This window comes from Sulfurospirillum diekertiae (assembly GCF_002162315.1).
GTDB lineage: Bacteria > Campylobacterota > Campylobacteria > Campylobacterales > Sulfurospirillaceae > Sulfurospirillum.
The window spans coordinates 2,208,057-2,225,005 of sequence record NZ_CP021416.1; the positions used below are offsets into that span (position 1 = coordinate 2,208,057).

The following is a 16,949-nucleotide window of genomic DNA, read 5'->3' on the forward strand; positions in this document are numbered from 1 at the left end:
TAAAAGGGAAAATATAAGAGTATTGTTTATAAGTTTTATAGTTTAATATATTCATACTTCGAAGAAACAGCAAGTTATTAAAAGAAAAAATATTAGATTTTGTTCCATGATCTAAAATACACTTTAATTTTACATGTAAATCATATTTACATGGCAGAGAAAAAATAAAATTGGACCAAGCAACACAAGCAATATCAAAAACACACGCCTCTTGTGTCCATCCTCTTTTTTTTTAAACGAGTATCGTTTATCCCCATCACAGAAATACTATCACTCCAATAAATTGTAAAATTCTTTTCTGCTATATACTCAAATATAATCCCTGTCTGAATAAAAGAAGTATTATAATAACGTTCAAAATCAGCTTGGGCAACAAGTCTAGAACTATAAATTAAGCTTGATAAGCAAGTTAGATGCCACCCTAAGTCATTAAGAAGTTTATTAGGATTTTTATATCGTTGAGATGGTATATTTAAAACACGATTTTCTACATTACAAATAATTACTTCGTATTTATTGTTTTCGGGAAAAAGTCTTAAAAAGTATTCAATACCATTACTTGGGATTTGATACGTATCTCCCAACAACCAAATATATTCAGTATCTGGCAATTTTAGTCCAATTTCAAAATTTCTATCAGGCCCTACATTAGATGCATTTTGGTGATACTTTAATAACGGATATTCCTTCATCCATTTTGAAACTATTTCTCTAGTATTGTCTGTCGATGCATTATCAGATATAAAGATTTGTATATTGTATTCTCTTGCTAATGGAATATGAAATTCAAGGCAATAATCAAGAAAATCAGCACGATTGTATGTTGGAACCACAATAGACAAGAGACTATTATATATCAATTTTTCCCACCTCTATATTTTCTAAAAATTATTAACACCCAAGGAATACCCCATATATAACTACTCAAGAATCCTAAGAAAAAATACTCAAACGGCAAATACATAGCAACAAATAAAGTGGTTATAACTATATATACGCCTGTCACAAATGATGAGAGCATCAATGGCTCTTCTTTGTGAGCTCGCATATACATAGCATACCCATTTATGATAATTTGAAATAACCATCCTAAAGTTATGATACTGAGAGAAAAAGGGCTTACCAGCCTATTTGCAAATGGTAAGATATCTTTCAGAAATAGCACTATGATAAATAGCGTACCCACACTCAAGAGATATGTAATAACTGCTAAAATTAAATGTCGGGTAAAGATAGAATTTAGTGTATCATAGTCTTTATGGGCTACATACATATTTGTCTTAGGCGTTATTACTGTCATCCATATATTTGCTATCCCGAAAATTGCCGTACACATTGCAATACTAAATCCAATTTGTCCTGCTTCAACCACCCCATAATAATGAAAGGCAATTGGTGTAAAAGAAAAAAAGATAAAATATCCACTTATCCAACTTACCGCATATCTTCCCACCAAAGGCAAAATATCTTTTTCCCAATCATGTACAATATCTTTACTTAAAACAAAACATTGCTTTAACATATATTTATATCTATAAAAAATAATTATCGTGCCACTGGATGCTCCAATAACCAAAGAAATTGCTAAAGCATATAGTTTTAAACCGAGAACAAGAAGTATCGCTGTAGAAAGAGATGTAATAAAAGAGATAAGAAAACGAATTTTTTGAACTTCTCCAACACTATTGCACCCTTCTATAAAAGAAAGTAGCATACTGTTTATAAATACAAAAATAGAAGCAATGCCATAAACTATCCATGGAATTACCCACATCACATCTGTTTTTTTTTCATTTAATATTATAAAACCGACTATTAAAATGATAGGAAAAGCTAAGCATCCCATGCGGATAGACCATTTCATAGAAAACCTAAATAAAGTAGCTATTCTTTCTAAATAATGTTGATTACCAGATAAAGTTTTATTTTCTTCAAACTTTAAATGCGCAAATTCATGAGCAGAAAATTGAAGCAATATCGTCGAAAACCCCATATCAGCAAAAATTGCTAATGCAGCCAAACTGACAAATGTATACCAATACCCTTGTGCCTCTGCACTCAAGTATAATGGTATTAGTATAAGCATTAAAGGACCAGAAAACAACCGCCATATCTGATTTATAGCAGTATGACGAAAATCATGGCTTAAAAGAGTTTTTAACAAAAATACCCTTTTTTTGTAATAAGAAAATTCTTGATAATCTCAATCATATAGTCGATTGCTTCATCGCCCATTCCAGGGTAAAGTCCAATCCAAAAACTATCGTTCATGATCTTATCGGTATTGGGAAGTAAACCTACAGATCTATAGTCTTTATCTTTTTCAAGTGACTCAAATAGGGGATGTCGTAGCATATTTCCCGCAAAAAGATTTCGTGTTTGAATGTTGTTGTTTTCCAAGTATTCAACAAGATCATTTCTTGTGAATTTTGCTTCTTTTGTCAGGGTCATCATAAATCCAAACCAACTGGGATCACTCTGTATTTGTGCTTCTACTAACATTAACTCTTGAATGTCTTTAAGTCCATTGTAAAGCTTTTTAAAATTCTCTTTTCGTTTTTCCACAAAACTTGGAAATTTCTCTAGTTGTGCACACCCAACGGCTGCTTGCATATCCGTTGCTTTAAGGTTAAAGCCAAAATGGCTATAAACGTATTTATGATCGTACCCTTTTGGCAAACTGCCAAATTGTTGGGTAAAACGACATCCACACGTATTATCCACGCCACTTTCACACCAACAATCTCTTCCCCAATCACGCATGGAGAGCATAATCTTTTTAAGCAGTGGATTGTCGGTATAGGTGGCTCCGCCCTCACCCATAGTCATGTGATGTGGTGGGTAAAAGCTACTCGTTCCAATGTCACCCCATGTGCCTGTAGGTTTACCATCATACATAGAGCCAAGGGCATCACAGTTATCTTCAATAAGCCAAAGGTTGTGTTTATCACAAAAGGCTTTGACGGCTTTGATATCAAAAGGATTACCAAGGGTATGCGCTATCATCACCGCTTTTGTTTTGGGACTCAGTGCTTGTTCTAACTGTGTTACATCAATGTTAAAATGTTTAAGTTCCATATCGACAAAGACAGGTACGGCACCGTATTGAACAATAGGAGCTACAGTTGTTAGAAAACCTGCCGCTACCGTGATGACTTCATCGCCTCGTTTGACTTGTCGCTCTTTGAGCAGTGGTGAAGTGAGTGCATAAAAAGCCAACAAATTGGCAGAACTGCCACTATTAACTAAGAACGCCCATCTTACATGTAAAAACTTTGCTAACTCTTTTTCAAACTTTTTAGAGTAATCCCCATATGTCAACCAAAAATCAAGCGAGCTATCGACAAGGTTCATCATCTCTTTTTCATCAAAGACGCGCCCTGCATAATTAACGCGACTTTCTCCTGCTACAAACGGCTTAGTTTGATTTTTTTTATGCACAAGTTCATAATATTCTTTTGTTTTATCTAAAATCTCTTGTTTTAATTGTTCTTCTTGAGTCATCATTTCCCTTTCCACATTGTATCTATTGCGTTTAGATACGGATCTTCTTTGATTATTTTGGTATCTAATTTATCTAAATTCTCTTGAAAATAACATCTCATCTTTGCTATTGCATTTTTATGAGATTGTAAACTGAAAATCTCCAAGCTCTTTTAAAAGTAACGCTCATTATTCGAAGTATATTCGTTATTGAGTCCTTCATTGACAACTCTTATATCGGAATGAAAATCACTGACTTCATTCACCAAATTTGCTAAGGTGAAAAGGTCTACTTTGGTTCCTGTCGTTACATTATAAATCTTCTCTCTAACATCATTATGGATAAAAAAGTCGATCATTTTAACTAAATCATCACTATAAATATAGTCAAAATAGACATTTTTATTGATGGTTATAGGTAAGTGCAAAAGGTTTTTAACGATTGCATTTGATATAAACTTATAACGATAATTTTCATACTCACCGTATGCCCCAAAAATACGCAACTGCACTATATTATCAGATCTTTCAATATAGTGCGACGTAATAGACTTATAAAATCCATATTCATCAAGTGGTAATGCTTCTAAATAATCTTCTTCTTTTGCATGAACAATGGGCTTATGCTTGCCATACTCGGCCCCACTGCCAAAAGAGATAATTTTTATTACATTTTTTTCATGTTTGGCAATATTGAAAAAAATGCGTAAATTATACTCTGTAACGTTTTTCATATCAGTCGTATCACGTCCACCACCACGATTGGCAGTATGCACAATTACATCAATTTTGTGCTCATGAATATACCTATCAACTGCAGGCTCATCACTTAAATCAAGCTCTTTGCTGGATGGTGTAAAAAGTGTATGGTTATGATATTTTGAAAATAGGTATTCTTTAAGATGGGAGCCTATAAAACCGCTAACACCTGTGATAAAAATATTCATTTACTCTTTATCCAAAGGAGTGATAATCATTTGGGCATTTAATTCTTTTCTGTCTAAAAAAGGGTACATATCTTCAATAGGTTTATTGACAATGAGTTTTGGCTCAACCGTCGTCATCTGTTCTTGCAGACAAATATTAATAACTTCTGCCTCATCGCTTAAGAGTGTTTCTTGAATTTTGTGAGAAATCTCTTCCATGGTCGAAACTGTACTACTTTTGAGTCCATAAGCGCTTGCTATGCTTGCGAAGTTGGGAACACTGTAATCTTTTTGAGTACCAATATATCTCTTTTCAAAATAAATTTCTTGAAATTGTCTGACCATACCGAGATTGGCATTGTTCATAATAAATATTTTAATAGGTAAATTTCTTCTTTTGATAACTTCTAATTCTTGAATATTCATCTGAAATCCACCATCCCCTGCAATCACAAGAGCTCTTTTACCTGTAGCAATCGTTGCTCCAATAGCTGTTGGCAAGGCAAAACCCATAGCTCCCATGCCACCTGAAAAAAGAACACGTTGGTCTACTTTGGTATCAAAGGACTGAGCAACCCACATTTGATGTTGTCCCACATCAACACAAATTATGTCATTATCAGAAGAAGATTGAGCAATACATTTAATGATTTGATTCGGTATTTTTGCTTTGCCATCAATGCCAGTCGTTGATGAATATTTTTGTTTATATCCGATAAGTTTTTCAAGCCATTGATCAAAATTCAGTCTAAAATCATAGTGCGATAATTGGTTGATAAAATCAGCAATATCACAATGCAAAGCGATATCTGCCTTGATTTTTGAACCTAACTCATTAGCATCTATATCGACTTGTATAATCTTTGCTTCTCTTGCAAACGTTTTTAAATCAGTACCCGTTTGTCGTGTATCAAGGCGAGAGCCTAATACTACAATCAAATCAGCATTGGCTAGTGCTAAATTACTATATCGATTTCCGTAAGAGCCAATGAGTCCAAAGTTATATTTATAACCGTCTTTAATGACATCTTTTCCCATCAGCGAGTAAACAACTGGCAAATTGGATTTTTTCAACAAGTGATTAATGGCTTCTGGTGCTAAGGAAGAAAGGCGACTTCCCCCACCTATCAACACAATTGGACGCTGAGATATTTTTAGCATTTCTACAATTTTTTCAAAATCAACATTATCATCATGAATACACATCGTTTGATATTCATCACTCTCAAAAAAAGATTTTTGCTCGGATGGATTGAAATCAGTCCGTTGAATATTCATTGGGATATCGATAAGGACAGGACCTTTCCTGCCATTTTGTGTCAAGAAATAAGCTTTTTCAAGTTCATAACGAAGGCTTTGAATCGTATCAATCATAACCGCATATTTTGTAATAGGCTTAACGATACTGACAATATCCGTCTCTTGAAAACCTATCTGCCTTACAGGTGTATCGTATTTGTATTCATACGTATTGACCTGTCCCGTGATAAAGAGGGTAGGAATTGAATCAAAAAAGCAACTTCCAATCGGCGTTATCAGGTTCGTTGCACCAGGACCACTTGTTGCTGTTGCCACACCTGTTTTCCCAGTGACACGGGCATATCCCTCAGCGGCAAACCCTGCACCTTGTTCATGAATCGTATTGATAATTTCAATCGCTTTATTTTTATCAAGCGAATCATAGAGATGAGCAACGGCTCCGCCAATATATCCAAAAGCTTTGTCAATGCCTTGATCAACTAAAAACTGCACAATATAATCAGATGCTTTCATTTGATAGTCCATGCTATATTTTTTGCTTTTGCATCAGCAATATAACTTTCCAAATCTTCTTGACTCAAAATTTTACTGTTTTCGTAAAAGGCTTTATACCATTTGACAGTTTTCTCAAACGTTTTCTCACTATCCCATACATCTTTCCAATGAAGCTTTATATGCGCTTTTGAACAATCGAGCTTTAAAAGATTTGCTTCATGAAGTTGATTTGGATCACGATTGATCTCATAGTCAATTTTATCCCAATGCTGCTTTACATGTAAAACAACTTCTTCGACACAAATGCTTCCTTCATCACTCGGTCCAAAGTTCCAAGCTTCACCAAACTCCACTTTTTCTTCAAGCAGTTTTTGTCCCACCTGCAAATAGCCACTAAGAGGCTCAAGCACGTGTTGCCATGGTCTGGTTGCTTTTGGGTTGCGGATACTTACTTTTTTGCTTTGAGAGACAGAAAGTATAATATCACTCATCAGTCTATCTTGAGCCCAATCTCCACCACCAATCACATTCCCTGCTCGACATGTTGCTAAAAGCGTTTGATGTGATTTTTTATAGTCATTGATATTAAAATAGGAGTTTCGATATGAACTTGCTAGTAAATCTGCACATCCCTTTGAAGCGCTGTAAGGGTCATACCCACCCATCGGGTCATTCTCCCGGTATCCCCAAATCCACTCTTTATTCTCATAGGCTTTATCACTCGTGATATTTACAATCGCTTTAACCTGATGTTTACGACATGCTTCAAAGACTTTAAGCGTTCCTATCACATTGGTTTCATAGGTTTCTATTGGATTTGCATAAGAAGGTCTGACCAATGCTTGCGCAGCTAAATGAAATACGATATCGGGCTTATACGTTGCAAATGTTTTATCTAATGTTTCTAAGTCTCGAATATCACCAATAATAGAAATAATATCAAGATCAAGCAATGCTATATGATTCGGATGGGTAGGCGCTTCCAAAGAATAACCTATAACTTTTGCTCCCATAAGTTTGAGCCAATAAACAAGCCATGAACCTTTAAAGCCCGTATGTCCTGTGACTAAGACAGTTTTATCTTTGTAGATGCCTCCAAAAAGATGTTGCATTACCAGACTTTCCATGGAGCTTTATTTTCTTTCCAGAGTTTATTGAGCTTTTGGTTATCGCGAAGCGTGTCCATGGGTTGCCAAAAACCTTCGTGTTTATAGGCAAACATCTCACCATCTTTGGCTAAATTTTGTAAAGGAGCTTGTTCAAAAATGCAACTTTCATCTTCATCAATATAATCAAATACTTTTGGAGAACAGACAAAAAAGCCTCCGTTGATCCATCCTGCTTCTGTTTTTGGTTTTTCGATAAAACTTTTGATATTCAGTGTCTCATCAATAGCAAGATTCCCAAACCTAGCTTCTGGCTGAATAGCGGACATTGTAAGCGCTTTGCCATGTTGTTTATGAAAAGCTACTGTTTTTGCAATATCAATATCACTTACACCATCTCCATAAGTCAGTAAAAAAGGCTCGTTCCCTATATACTTCTGAGCGCGTTTAATACGACCTCCGGTCATTGTATCAAGCCCTGTATCGACAAGGGTCACTTTCCATGGTTCGCTGGTATTGTTATGCACTTCTATGCTGTTGGTTTGAAGGTCAATGGTTATATCACTTTGGTGAAGAAAATAATTTGCAAAATACTCTTTAATGTAATAGCCTTTATACCCAAGAAGCACTACAAACTCATTAAAACCATGATGAGAATAAATCTTCATAATATGCCATAAAATTGGCTTACCACCAATTTCCACCATCGGCTTTGGTTTGATGTCTGTCTCTTCTGCTATGCGTGTTCCATATCCACCTGCGAGTAGTACGACTTTCATTGTATCTCCATAAATAATTTATTCATTATTAACGTTTATTTTATGCAAACATTCTTCCAAACTATTTTTCCAGTAAGGAATTTCTATGCCAAACTCATTTTTGATTTTTGCTTTATTTAAAAGTGAATAATGAGGTCGTTTGGCTGGGGTTGGATATTGTGAAGTTTCGATGGGGTTGATTTTACATGTAAGCTTTGCCATCTGCATAATCTCTTGTGCGAAATCATACCAACTTGCAACACCCTCATTAGAATAGTTATAGATCTGTGTTTGAGTAGTGTTGATTTTTGGCAAAATATCTAAAATCACTTTTGCTAAATCTTTTGCATATGTAGGCGTTCCTACTTGATCGTAAATAACACCTAAAGCGTCTTTTTCTTTTCCTAAACGAAGCATCGTCTTTACGAAGTTAGCACCATAACTACTGTAAACCCACGAAGTACGGATGATAATGCTGTTTGGAAGATTACCCTGTAAAAGTGCATTCTCTCCATCCAATTTAGTTTTACCATAAACTGATTTTGGGTTAGTTGTGTCTATTTCTTGATAGGGCTTGTAACTCGTACCATCAAAGACATAGTCAGTTGAGATATGAATCAGTTTAATGTTTTTTTCTTTTGCAATACTTGCTAAATGCTTTACTGCTTGATGATTGATTTTATCGGCTAAAGCTTCTTCATTTTCAGCTTTATCAACTGCGGTATACGCTGCACAATTAATAATGGCATGAATAGCATTTTTTTCAACGAATGACTCAATAGTGTGTTTCTCCGTAATATCAAGTTGATCTTTACATGTAAAGAAAAATGTATAGGGGAAATGGGAAGAAAGTTCTTGTATCTCACTTCCTAATTGACCATTCGAGCCTGTCACTAAGATATTAAGCATAGTAATTTACACCATATTCAAAGAGTTCATGCATAGTTTCAAGTTTAGGTTGTTGGGTATCTTTAGTGGAGAGTTGAAACAAATCTGCACTCAGTTGCCAATCAATACCTAGTTTTGGATCATTAAATGAAATTCCTCGATCACACTCAGGCGCATAATAGTTATCGACTTTATAGGTAAAGGTACAGGTTTCACTTAGAACAACAAAACCATGAGCAAAACCTCTTGGAATAAACATCTGTTTTTTATTTTTACCATTGAGTTCAACAGCCACATAGTTTCCAAATGTCGGACTCCCTACACGAATATCCACAGCAACATCCAGAACTCTTCCATCAATGACACGAACTAATTTTGACTGAGCAAAAGGTGAAAGTTGATAATGAAGTCCACGCAAAACACCGTGATGACTTCGTGATTCATTATCTTGACAAAAATTCACTTTGAAACCTACAAATTCTTCAAACTGATCTTGTCTGAAGGTCTCTACAAAGTACCCTCGCTCATCACCATGCACTTTGGGCTCTATTATGATCACATCGGGTATATTCGTTCGCGTAAATGTCATCTCTTACTTCTTTCTTGTATCATTTTTCCCATAACACGCACTTTGACATATGAAGTTTTAAATCATTTTACTTTGGTTGCTATTACTATTTTCATAAGAGCACAATTTTTCAGTAACTTATATCTCTTCTTTAATTCTCATATAGATAGGGAATCGTGGTTTCCCACCTTTGGTCATCTCTTGAAATTTATACGTAATTTTAGAACCAATGGCAGGAGGATTTTTACGCTCGCTTTCACTAAAACCTGAGCCGATATCAAACATCACGCCATCATCCATCTTACATGTAAGCGAACCGAAGCTGTTTTTATACTTGCCTTCGCCTTTATGATGCTCTACTACTTCACATTCAGCATCTTGAAAACTTTTCACTTTGAGGCTGTTGGGATCGCGTTTGGCAACGTATTTGGTATCAGGATTGCGTACTACAACGCCTTCTCCACCGCCTTTTTCAACCTCAGTGAGAAAACGTTTCAAGTCATCGTTGTCTTTACATGTAAACTGTTTGGCTACTTTGAGATAATCCGCTTGATTGAGTTTGAGATAATACTCAAGCTTGACCAAACGTTGGATCAAGCCACCGTTTTCGGAAGGCACATCAAAGGCGTAAAAAGCGATATTTTTCCAGCCATCATGTAGCTCTTTTTTCTTAACAATGGAGATGATATTTTCAAAATCTCCCCGTTTACTCCAAAGCTCTCCATCCACAGCAAAAGGAGGGAATCCTTCGGTAAACCAAGCAGGAGCGGCAAGTTCAACGCCCCCTCTAGAAATCAGTTTTTGCCCATCCCAATAGGCTCGCACACCATCCATTTTTTCACTCATCAACCACCCTGAAACGTCTTGTCCATTCCATTCTTGCAAAAGCATCAATTCAGGCTTAGCGCCAAACATAAAACTTGTTAAAAGAAGCCAAAAGAGTATTAATCGCTTCATTTAAATCTTTGCCTTATATTTTTGAAGATACCAAACAACGGTTTTAAGAATACCACTCTCAAAGTTCTCTTCCGCTTCCCAGCCAAGCTTGGTCTCTATCTTGGTCGCATCAATGGCATAACGTCTGTCATGCCCTGCTCTATCTTCCACAAAACTAATCTGTTCTTTATACGATGATTCTTTGGGTTTTAGGGTATCGAGTATCTCACAAATCTTGTGGGCGATATAAAGGTTATCCCTTTCATTGCGTCCACCGATATTATAAGTCTCACCTGAGTTTCCTTCGTGGAAAACAAGGTCAATCCCTTTGCAGTGATCTAACACATAGAGCCAATCACGGATATTTTTGCCATCACCATAAATAGGAATTTTTTGATTATTTAATGCTTTTCGAATAATCGTAGGAATAAGTTTCTCATCGTGTTGTTTTGGGCCATAGTTATTGGAACAATTGGTAATGACCGTATTCATCCCATACGTGTGATGATAGGCTCGTACAATCATATCACTGCTTGCTTTAGAAGCTGAGTAAGGAGAGTTTGGTGCATAGCTTGTTATCTCTGTAAAAAGTCCCGTAGCCCCTAATGTGCCATACACTTCATCGGTAGAGATATGATGAAAACGACACTCTTCATAGCCCTCTCTCAGCATAAAAGGTTTTTCCATCCAGGTTTTATACGCCACATCTATCAGTGTAAAGGTACCATTGACATTGGTTTCGATAAACACCCCTGGATTTTTAATGGAGTTATCTACATGAGATTCTGCGGCAAAATGAATCACGCCCCCAATATTATATTTTTCAAACAAGGATTCTACTAATGCTCTATTGCAGATATCACCTTGTACGAAGGTATAGCGCTCATTTCCAGCTACTTCTTTGAGGTTGTCTAAATTACCAGCATAGGTCAAGAGATCCAGATTGACAAGATGATACTCTGGATATTTTTCTAAGAAATAAGGTACAAAGTTTGAGCCAATAAAGCCTGCACAGCCTGTAACGAGAATGTACTTTTGACTCATTTAACCAACTCCTTCAAATACTCTCCATACCCATTTTTACTGAGAGGTTTTGCAATCTCTAAGACTTGCTCTTTCGTGATCCAGCCATAATTATAAGCGATCTCTTCCAAACATGCAATTTTGAAGCTTTGACGCTTTTCAATCGTTTGGACAAACATTCCAGCTTCGAGTAAACTATCATGGGTTCCAGTATCAAGCCATGCAAATCCACGACCCAAAACTTCCACTTGGAGGTCACCTCGTTTTAGATAGGCTTCATTCACCGAGGTAATCTCAAGCTCTCCACGCTCGCTTGGCTTTACAGATTTGGCGATTTCAATAACACTATTGTCATAAAAATAAAGCCCCGTGACAGCAAAAGGGGATTTGGGATTTTTGGGTTTTTCTTCAATGCTAATCGCTTTTTGATTTTCATCAAACTCAACCACACCAAAACGCTGAGGGTCCTTGACTTGGTAGCCAAACACAATCGCACCTGATTTTAATTGTGCAGAACTCTGTAACAAGGGGGTAAAGCCTTGACCGTAGAAGATATTATCACCCAAAATTAAGCAGACACTATCGTTCCCAATAAACTCTTCGCCTAAAAGAAACGCTTGTGCCAATCCATCAGGACTTGGTTGAATTTTATACGAGAGTGAAAGACCCCAACGGCTACCATCACCAAAAAGATCTTCAAACTTCCCAATATCCTGAGGTGTTGAAATGATGAGTATCTCACGAATTCCTGCTAGCATTAGTACCGAAAGTGGGTAATAGATCATCGGTTTGTCATAAATCGGCAACAGCTGCTTGCTAATCGTTTGCGTGACAGGATAAAGCCTCGTTCCGCTTCCTCCTGCTAGGATGATCCCTTTCATGTTAGTGAAGCTCTGCTTTGGCAGTTGCTATAAGCTCGTTCAGTTTTTTTTTCGTACAATTTCGCGTTATCCGCATTGGTCGATTCAAAACGTGTGACTAAAACAGGCGTTGTATTGCTCGCTCGCACCAAACCCCAACCATCGTTAAAGATCACTCTGACACCATCGACATCGACAATCTCTTTAATGGCAGGAAAATCTTTAGGAGGGTTTTTAAGAAGCTCTTTTACTTTTTCAACGAGAGGAAATTTATCACTTTCATTCGTCTCGACTTTAAGTTCTTCAGTAGAATATACGGTTGGTAATTTTGCGATTTCAGCATCTACGTCCAAACCATTTTTCACCATTTCAATCATACGAAGTGTTGCATAAATCGCATCGTCGTAGCCAAAATAACGGTCATTAAAGAAAAGGTGACCACTGACTTCCGCTGCAAAATCAGCATTGGTTTTAGCGATCATGACTTTAAGATTGCTGTGACCCGTTTTGTACATAATCGCATGACCTCGCTTATTGATCTCATCGTACATGACTTGAGAACATTTCACTTCACCAATGACCGTTGGGTTTTTCATGGCACTGGAGAAAAGAATCGCCATGATGTCACCTTTAACATTGTTGTGTTTGGTCAAAAACGCCAATCTATCAGCATCACCATCATACGCAAAGCCAAGCGCATACTCGCCTTCAAGCTCTTTTTTAATGTCTTTAAGGTTTTTCTCTACGGTTGGGTCTGGGTGGTGATTTGGGAAAGTACCATCAGGATCTGTAAATAACCCTTTACATGTAAAGCCTAAAGCTTTGAAAACATCTTGCACCACAACGCCTGCTACGCCATTTCCACAGTCATAGACAAACGGTTGGTTGAAGCCTTTAAGATGGTCAAATTCTTTAATAAGATAAGCGATATAACGCTCTTTGGCATTAATGAAAGTGGAGCTCAAATCATCCTCAATTTCAAGATCATAATTTTGCATAATCTCTCGACCGACAGCATAAATATCTTCACCAAAAAACGGTTTTTTATCAATCGTGATTTTAAAGCCATTGTATTCGCTAGGGTTGTGAGAACCGGTGATCATAATCGAAGCGTTAGGACTCACGCCATCAAAATTTTGAAAGTTACTAAAGTAATTCACTGGTGTTGCAACTAATCCCATGTTAAGGACGTTACAGCCCGCCTTATTTAAACCACTCGTGAGATATTCACACAAAATCGGTGAATGCGAACGCGCATCATAGCCAATCGCAACATTTTTACCTACTTTAGCAATCTGTTTTCCTAAAAAATACCCAATTAATTTTACGGTTTGCTCGTTCAGCTCTTTTTCGTAAATACCTCTGATGTCATACTCTCTAAATATCGCTTTCAATGGTTCTCCTTGTACAGTTCTTCTTCAATTGCGATGCCAAAAACATCCGTATAGGATTTTTCAACCCGTAAATTTTCTTGCATTGTAACCAATGCACGCTGATAATCCTCTATAATGAGGTTGCCTTTTAAAAGTTCATACTTCAAAAAAAGCCAATAGGTATTAAGCACATCACTCTCGCAATACTCCTTAATCTTATCAATTTCGCCCGCATAATAAAGCTCCATTACTTGATCGCCATGGACATCGTATTTGCCAGGTAATCCTACCATCGAGCAAACATGGTCTAACTTCATCCCTCGCACCGCGCCAAATTCGCACAAATGGTCTAACAAATCCACATGAAAGCGATCTGAGTAGCGCGCACGGTAATTTTCCCATTTGTTTTTATTGAGCTCTTTGTTGTCTTGCTCAAAATAAGCGCTACATGTAAGGTTGTATTGCATTGCACGAAGCATCAAAAGGGGCATATCGAAGCTGCGCCCGTTAAAGCTGACTAGCTTTGGATTGTGTTTGTTGATGAAGCCTAGAAAACTTTTGATCATCTCATGCTCGCTGTTTCCTTCGATGCTACTCACTTTGCGAAAAATGCCAAAATCATCGGCAATGACGGCTGAAATAGCGACTATTTTATGGAAAGAGAGCGGCAAAAAGCTGCTACCACTCTTCTCCTCTTGTTCCTTTTGCGCTAAAAGTGAGACCTCAAGATCGTCTCCTTCAAGGCTCAGGACACTTCGAATCAGCTTGGTATCAGGGATGGTCTCGATATCGAACACACAGATCATTGAACAGCCTTTAAGTGACTTTTAGTTAAAATTATAACTTAACTCATTTAAAAAGGGATGATGCGGAATGAAAATTGCGATTGTAAAACTATCGGCACTGGGTGATATTATTCACGCCATGATTGTTTTGCAATATATCAAAAAAAAACATTCCCGACGCTCAGATTGATTGGTTTGTGGAAGAAAAATTTGTCGGTATCTTAGATAATAATCCTCACATCTACACCATTTATCCCCTACGTCTCAAAAACAATAAACTTCATTTTTTCAAAGAGTATCAAAAGCTCAAAACGATCTCAAAGCAAAATCAGTATGATCTTGTTTTAGACCTGCAAGGACTCATCAAATCTGCTCTAGTTGCTAGAATTTTAAGTCCAAACTGTGTTGGTTTTGATCAACACAGCCTTAGAGAACCTCTGGCGTCATGGTTCTATAACACCTCTTTTTATATTCCTTATGAAGAAAATGTCATTCTGCGCAATCTCAAGCTTACATGTAAAGCCCTGAACATTGAGCTTCCCGACATTCACACCAAAGAGCCTTTTTTGTTTTCAACGTATAAGAGCGGCATCACTCCAACACTCCTTGTCATTACAGGTTCATCGTGGAAAAGTAAAATTTATCCTAAAGAACATTTTGTGAACATCATCAATGCTTTACATGTAAAGAGTTTTGTCGCTTGGGGAAGTGAAGAAGAGAGGAACGATGCGCAGTTTATCTGTGAGCATACCAACGCAACGATGCTTCCAAAAATGAGTTTGAATGAACTCAAAGCGATCATTAAAAATAGCCAACTCATCATAGGGGCAGACAGTGGACCGACCCATATAGCATGGGCATTAGGTCGCCCTAGTATTACTATTTTCGGACCAACACCCAGTGCGCGAAACACCGTTACAACCCCAATTAATTTGACAATCGATTGCGAAAAAGCTATAAATGCACGAGATATCAACAAACATGATTTTTGCATTCAACACATTGATCCCCTAAAAATTATTGCATTGGCAAAGGAACTACTCCCGTGTTAGATTATTTTTATCTATCAGCTTTTTGGTTGTTTAAACTTTTTGTGACTAAACTGCCAAAACCTTTATTGACCTTTTTGATTAATCTTTTTGCAGCCATCGGCTATTTAGTTGATAAAAAACACACCAAAATTGCCAAAGTAAATTTAGATCTTGCTTTTGAAGATCGCATGAGTGAAGAGCGAAAAATAGAGATTATCAAGCAGTGCTATAAAAATTTACTTTACTTGCTCAAAGATTTTATAGAAAATCAAACCATCTCAAAAGAGAAGCTACTTCAAAAAGTGACTTTTCACAATGAGCACATCTATGTTGAAGCTTTAAAACTCAAAAAAGGGGTCATTTTTCAAACCGCCCATTATGGTAATTGGGAGATTATGTCCTTAGCGGTAGGCGCAAAATTTGGGCCAATCAGCATTATTGGAAGAGAATTAGACTCTAAAGTGATGAATTCCATTCTAGAAAAAAACAGGCAACGCTTCAATGTAACGCTTTTAGATAAAAAAGGTGCCATGCGAGGCATCCTCAAAGCCCTTAAAAACGGTGGAAGTGTAGGCTTACTTGTCGATCAGAATACTTCTGAAAATGAGGGAGTGCTTGTTCCTTTTTTTGGAAAACTGGTAAGGCACACACCAGCAGCTGCTCAATTTGCAAAAAAAACAGACTGTATTATTATCCCTGCATTTATTACAACCCAAGATCATGAGCACTTCGATCTCACTTTTTACGAACCGATTCTTGCGCCTCGTGATGACAACGAACAATCTTTGCTGAATAGCATTCAAGCACAAGCTGCGATAACACAACGCATCATTGAGAGCAAGCCAGATGAATGGTTTTGGTTTCACCGCAGATGGAAAAATCAATACGAGGAATGCTACAAGTGACGATTCATCATTTTTCATCATTTCAGACAAAAATCCCAACGATCAATAGCTACCTTTTGATCTTATTAGGATTCACATTCCCTTTATCCGTTTCCATTGGAACGGCTGTTATAGGGTGCATCATGCTTCTATGGTTAGTAGAAGGGAAGTTCAAAGAAAAATTCACCATCATCCAACACAATAAAATTACATACGCTTTTTTAGCCTTCTTCATGATTCATCTTATCGGCCTACTATGGAGTGAAGATTTAAAATGGGGTCTGCATATAGTGAGTAAAGAGTGGCGTATGTTGCTTCCTCTCATTTTCATTACAATTGTTAAAAAAGAACATATTTCTTATTATATCCTTGCCTTTTTGTTTGCGATGAGCCTATCTGAAGTATTGTCATATCTTATTTGGTTTGGGATCATTCCCCCCTTTCAAAGCGCAACAACACTCAATCCTACCCCGTTTATAAGCCATATTTCATACAATCCATTTTTGGCATTCAGTATTTTTTTTGTTAATTTACTTTATATTTTTCGTCAAAAATGATAAAAACAACTTCTCT

At 36.9% G+C, this 16,949-nt stretch carries 16 protein-coding genes and 1 pseudogene; 3 read left to right on the plus strand and 14 right to left on the minus strand.

Going from position 1 to position 16,949, the window contains the following annotated elements; translation table 11 throughout:
• Positions 1-194: 194 nt before the first annotated feature.
• The 14 genes and pseudogenes from Sdiek1_RS11260 to Sdiek1_RS11325 form a co-directional block, all read right to left on the minus strand.
• Positions 195-860 carry a glycosyltransferase family 2 protein gene (locus tag Sdiek1_RS11260; protein ID WP_087439202.1) on the minus strand — a complete coding sequence of 222 codons (666 nt, stop codon included), beginning with the start codon at positions 858-860 and terminating at the stop codon, positions 195-197.
• Positions 857-2,164 carry an MATE family efflux transporter gene (locus Sdiek1_RS11265; protein WP_087439203.1) on the minus strand — a complete coding sequence of 436 codons (1,308 nt, stop codon included), beginning with the start codon at positions 2,162-2,164 and terminating at the stop codon, positions 857-859. The genes Sdiek1_RS11260 and Sdiek1_RS11265 overlap by 4 nt, the downstream gene beginning before the upstream one ends.
• Positions 2,158-3,504 carry a lipopolysaccharide biosynthesis protein RfbH gene (gene rfbH, locus Sdiek1_RS11270; protein WP_087439204.1) on the minus strand — a complete coding sequence of 449 codons (1,347 nt, stop codon included), beginning with the start codon at positions 3,502-3,504 and terminating at the stop codon, positions 2,158-2,160. Before rfbH ends, Sdiek1_RS11265 begins: the two co-directional genes overlap by 7 nt.
• Positions 3,505-3,656: 152 nt before the next feature.
• Complete coding sequence (locus tag Sdiek1_RS11275; RefSeq protein ID WP_238098951.1) at positions 3,657-4,430, minus strand: NAD-dependent epimerase/dehydratase family protein; 774 nt, start codon at positions 4,428-4,430, stop codon at positions 3,657-3,659.
• Positions 4,431-6,182, minus strand: a complete 1,752-nt coding sequence (locus Sdiek1_RS11280) for a thiamine pyrophosphate-binding protein (RefSeq protein WP_087439205.1) — start codon at positions 6,180-6,182, stop codon at positions 4,431-4,433.
• Positions 6,179-7,291: a CDP-glucose 4,6-dehydratase gene (gene rfbG / locus Sdiek1_RS11285; protein WP_238098952.1), complete on the minus strand. Its 1,113-nt coding sequence runs from the start codon at positions 7,289-7,291 to the stop codon at positions 6,179-6,181. Before rfbG ends, Sdiek1_RS11280 begins: the two co-directional genes overlap by 4 nt.
• Positions 7,276-8,049, minus strand: coding sequence for a glucose-1-phosphate cytidylyltransferase (rfbF, locus tag Sdiek1_RS11290; RefSeq protein ID WP_087439207.1), 774 nt, complete (start codon positions 8,047-8,049; stop codon positions 7,276-7,278). The genes rfbG and rfbF overlap by 16 nt, the downstream gene beginning before the upstream one ends.
• An 18-nt stretch (positions 8,050-8,067) precedes the next feature.
• Positions 8,068-8,937 carry a dTDP-4-dehydrorhamnose reductase gene (gene rfbD, locus Sdiek1_RS11295; RefSeq protein WP_087439208.1) on the minus strand — a complete coding sequence of 290 codons (870 nt, stop codon included), beginning with the start codon at positions 8,935-8,937 and terminating at the stop codon, positions 8,068-8,070.
• Positions 8,930-9,505, minus strand: coding sequence for a dTDP-4-dehydrorhamnose 3,5-epimerase (gene rfbC, locus Sdiek1_RS11300; RefSeq protein ID WP_087439209.1), 576 nt, complete (start codon positions 9,503-9,505; stop codon positions 8,930-8,932). Before rfbC ends, rfbD begins: the two co-directional genes overlap by 8 nt.
• A gap of 117 nt (positions 9,506-9,622) precedes the next feature.
• Positions 9,623-10,441 carry a DNA ligase gene (locus Sdiek1_RS11305; RefSeq protein ID WP_087439210.1) on the minus strand — a complete coding sequence of 273 codons (819 nt, stop codon included), beginning with the start codon at positions 10,439-10,441 and terminating at the stop codon, positions 9,623-9,625.
• Entirely contained in the window at positions 10,442-11,464 is a 1,023-nt protein-coding gene (rfbB, locus tag Sdiek1_RS11310; RefSeq protein ID WP_087439211.1) for a dTDP-glucose 4,6-dehydratase, read from the minus strand. It lies immediately after the preceding gene.
• Positions 11,461-12,324 carry a glucose-1-phosphate thymidylyltransferase RfbA gene (gene rfbA, locus Sdiek1_RS11315; protein ID WP_087439212.1) on the minus strand — a complete coding sequence of 288 codons (864 nt, stop codon included), beginning with the start codon at positions 12,322-12,324 and terminating at the stop codon, positions 11,461-11,463. The genes rfbB and rfbA overlap by 4 nt, the downstream gene beginning before the upstream one ends.
• 1 nt (position 12,325) lies before the next feature.
• Positions 12,326-13,697, minus strand: a pseudogene (locus Sdiek1_RS11320) (phosphomannomutase/phosphoglucomutase).
• On the minus strand, positions 13,694-14,482 hold the full coding sequence (locus Sdiek1_RS11325) for a 3'-5' exonuclease (RefSeq protein ID WP_087439213.1): 789 nt from the start codon (positions 14,480-14,482) through the stop codon (positions 13,694-13,696). Before Sdiek1_RS11325 ends, Sdiek1_RS11320 begins: the two are co-directional and overlap by 4 nt.
• Before the next feature lie 176 nt (positions 14,483-14,658).
• On the opposite strand from Sdiek1_RS11325, the gene waaC reads away from it, so the two are divergent.
• Genes waaC through Sdiek1_RS15010 form a run of 3 tightly spaced genes read left to right on the plus strand, consistent with a single transcriptional unit; the run spans position 14,659 to position 16,933 of the window.
• The gene (waaC, locus tag Sdiek1_RS11330; protein ID WP_238098954.1) at positions 14,659-15,513 is read left to right on the plus strand and encodes a lipopolysaccharide heptosyltransferase I; all 855 of its coding nucleotides are present in this window, start codon (positions 14,659-14,661) and stop codon (positions 15,511-15,513) included.
• Positions 15,507-16,397 carry a lipid A biosynthesis lauroyl acyltransferase gene (locus Sdiek1_RS11335; protein ID WP_161492037.1) on the plus strand — a complete coding sequence of 297 codons (891 nt, stop codon included), beginning with the start codon at positions 15,507-15,509 and terminating at the stop codon, positions 16,395-16,397. The genes waaC and Sdiek1_RS11335 overlap by 7 nt, the downstream gene beginning before the upstream one ends.
• Positions 16,364-16,933, plus strand: coding sequence for a hypothetical protein (locus tag Sdiek1_RS15010; protein WP_202819555.1), 570 nt, complete (start codon positions 16,364-16,366; stop codon positions 16,931-16,933). The genes Sdiek1_RS11335 and Sdiek1_RS15010 overlap by 34 nt, the downstream gene beginning before the upstream one ends.
• Positions 16,934-16,949: the final 16 nt, after the last annotated feature.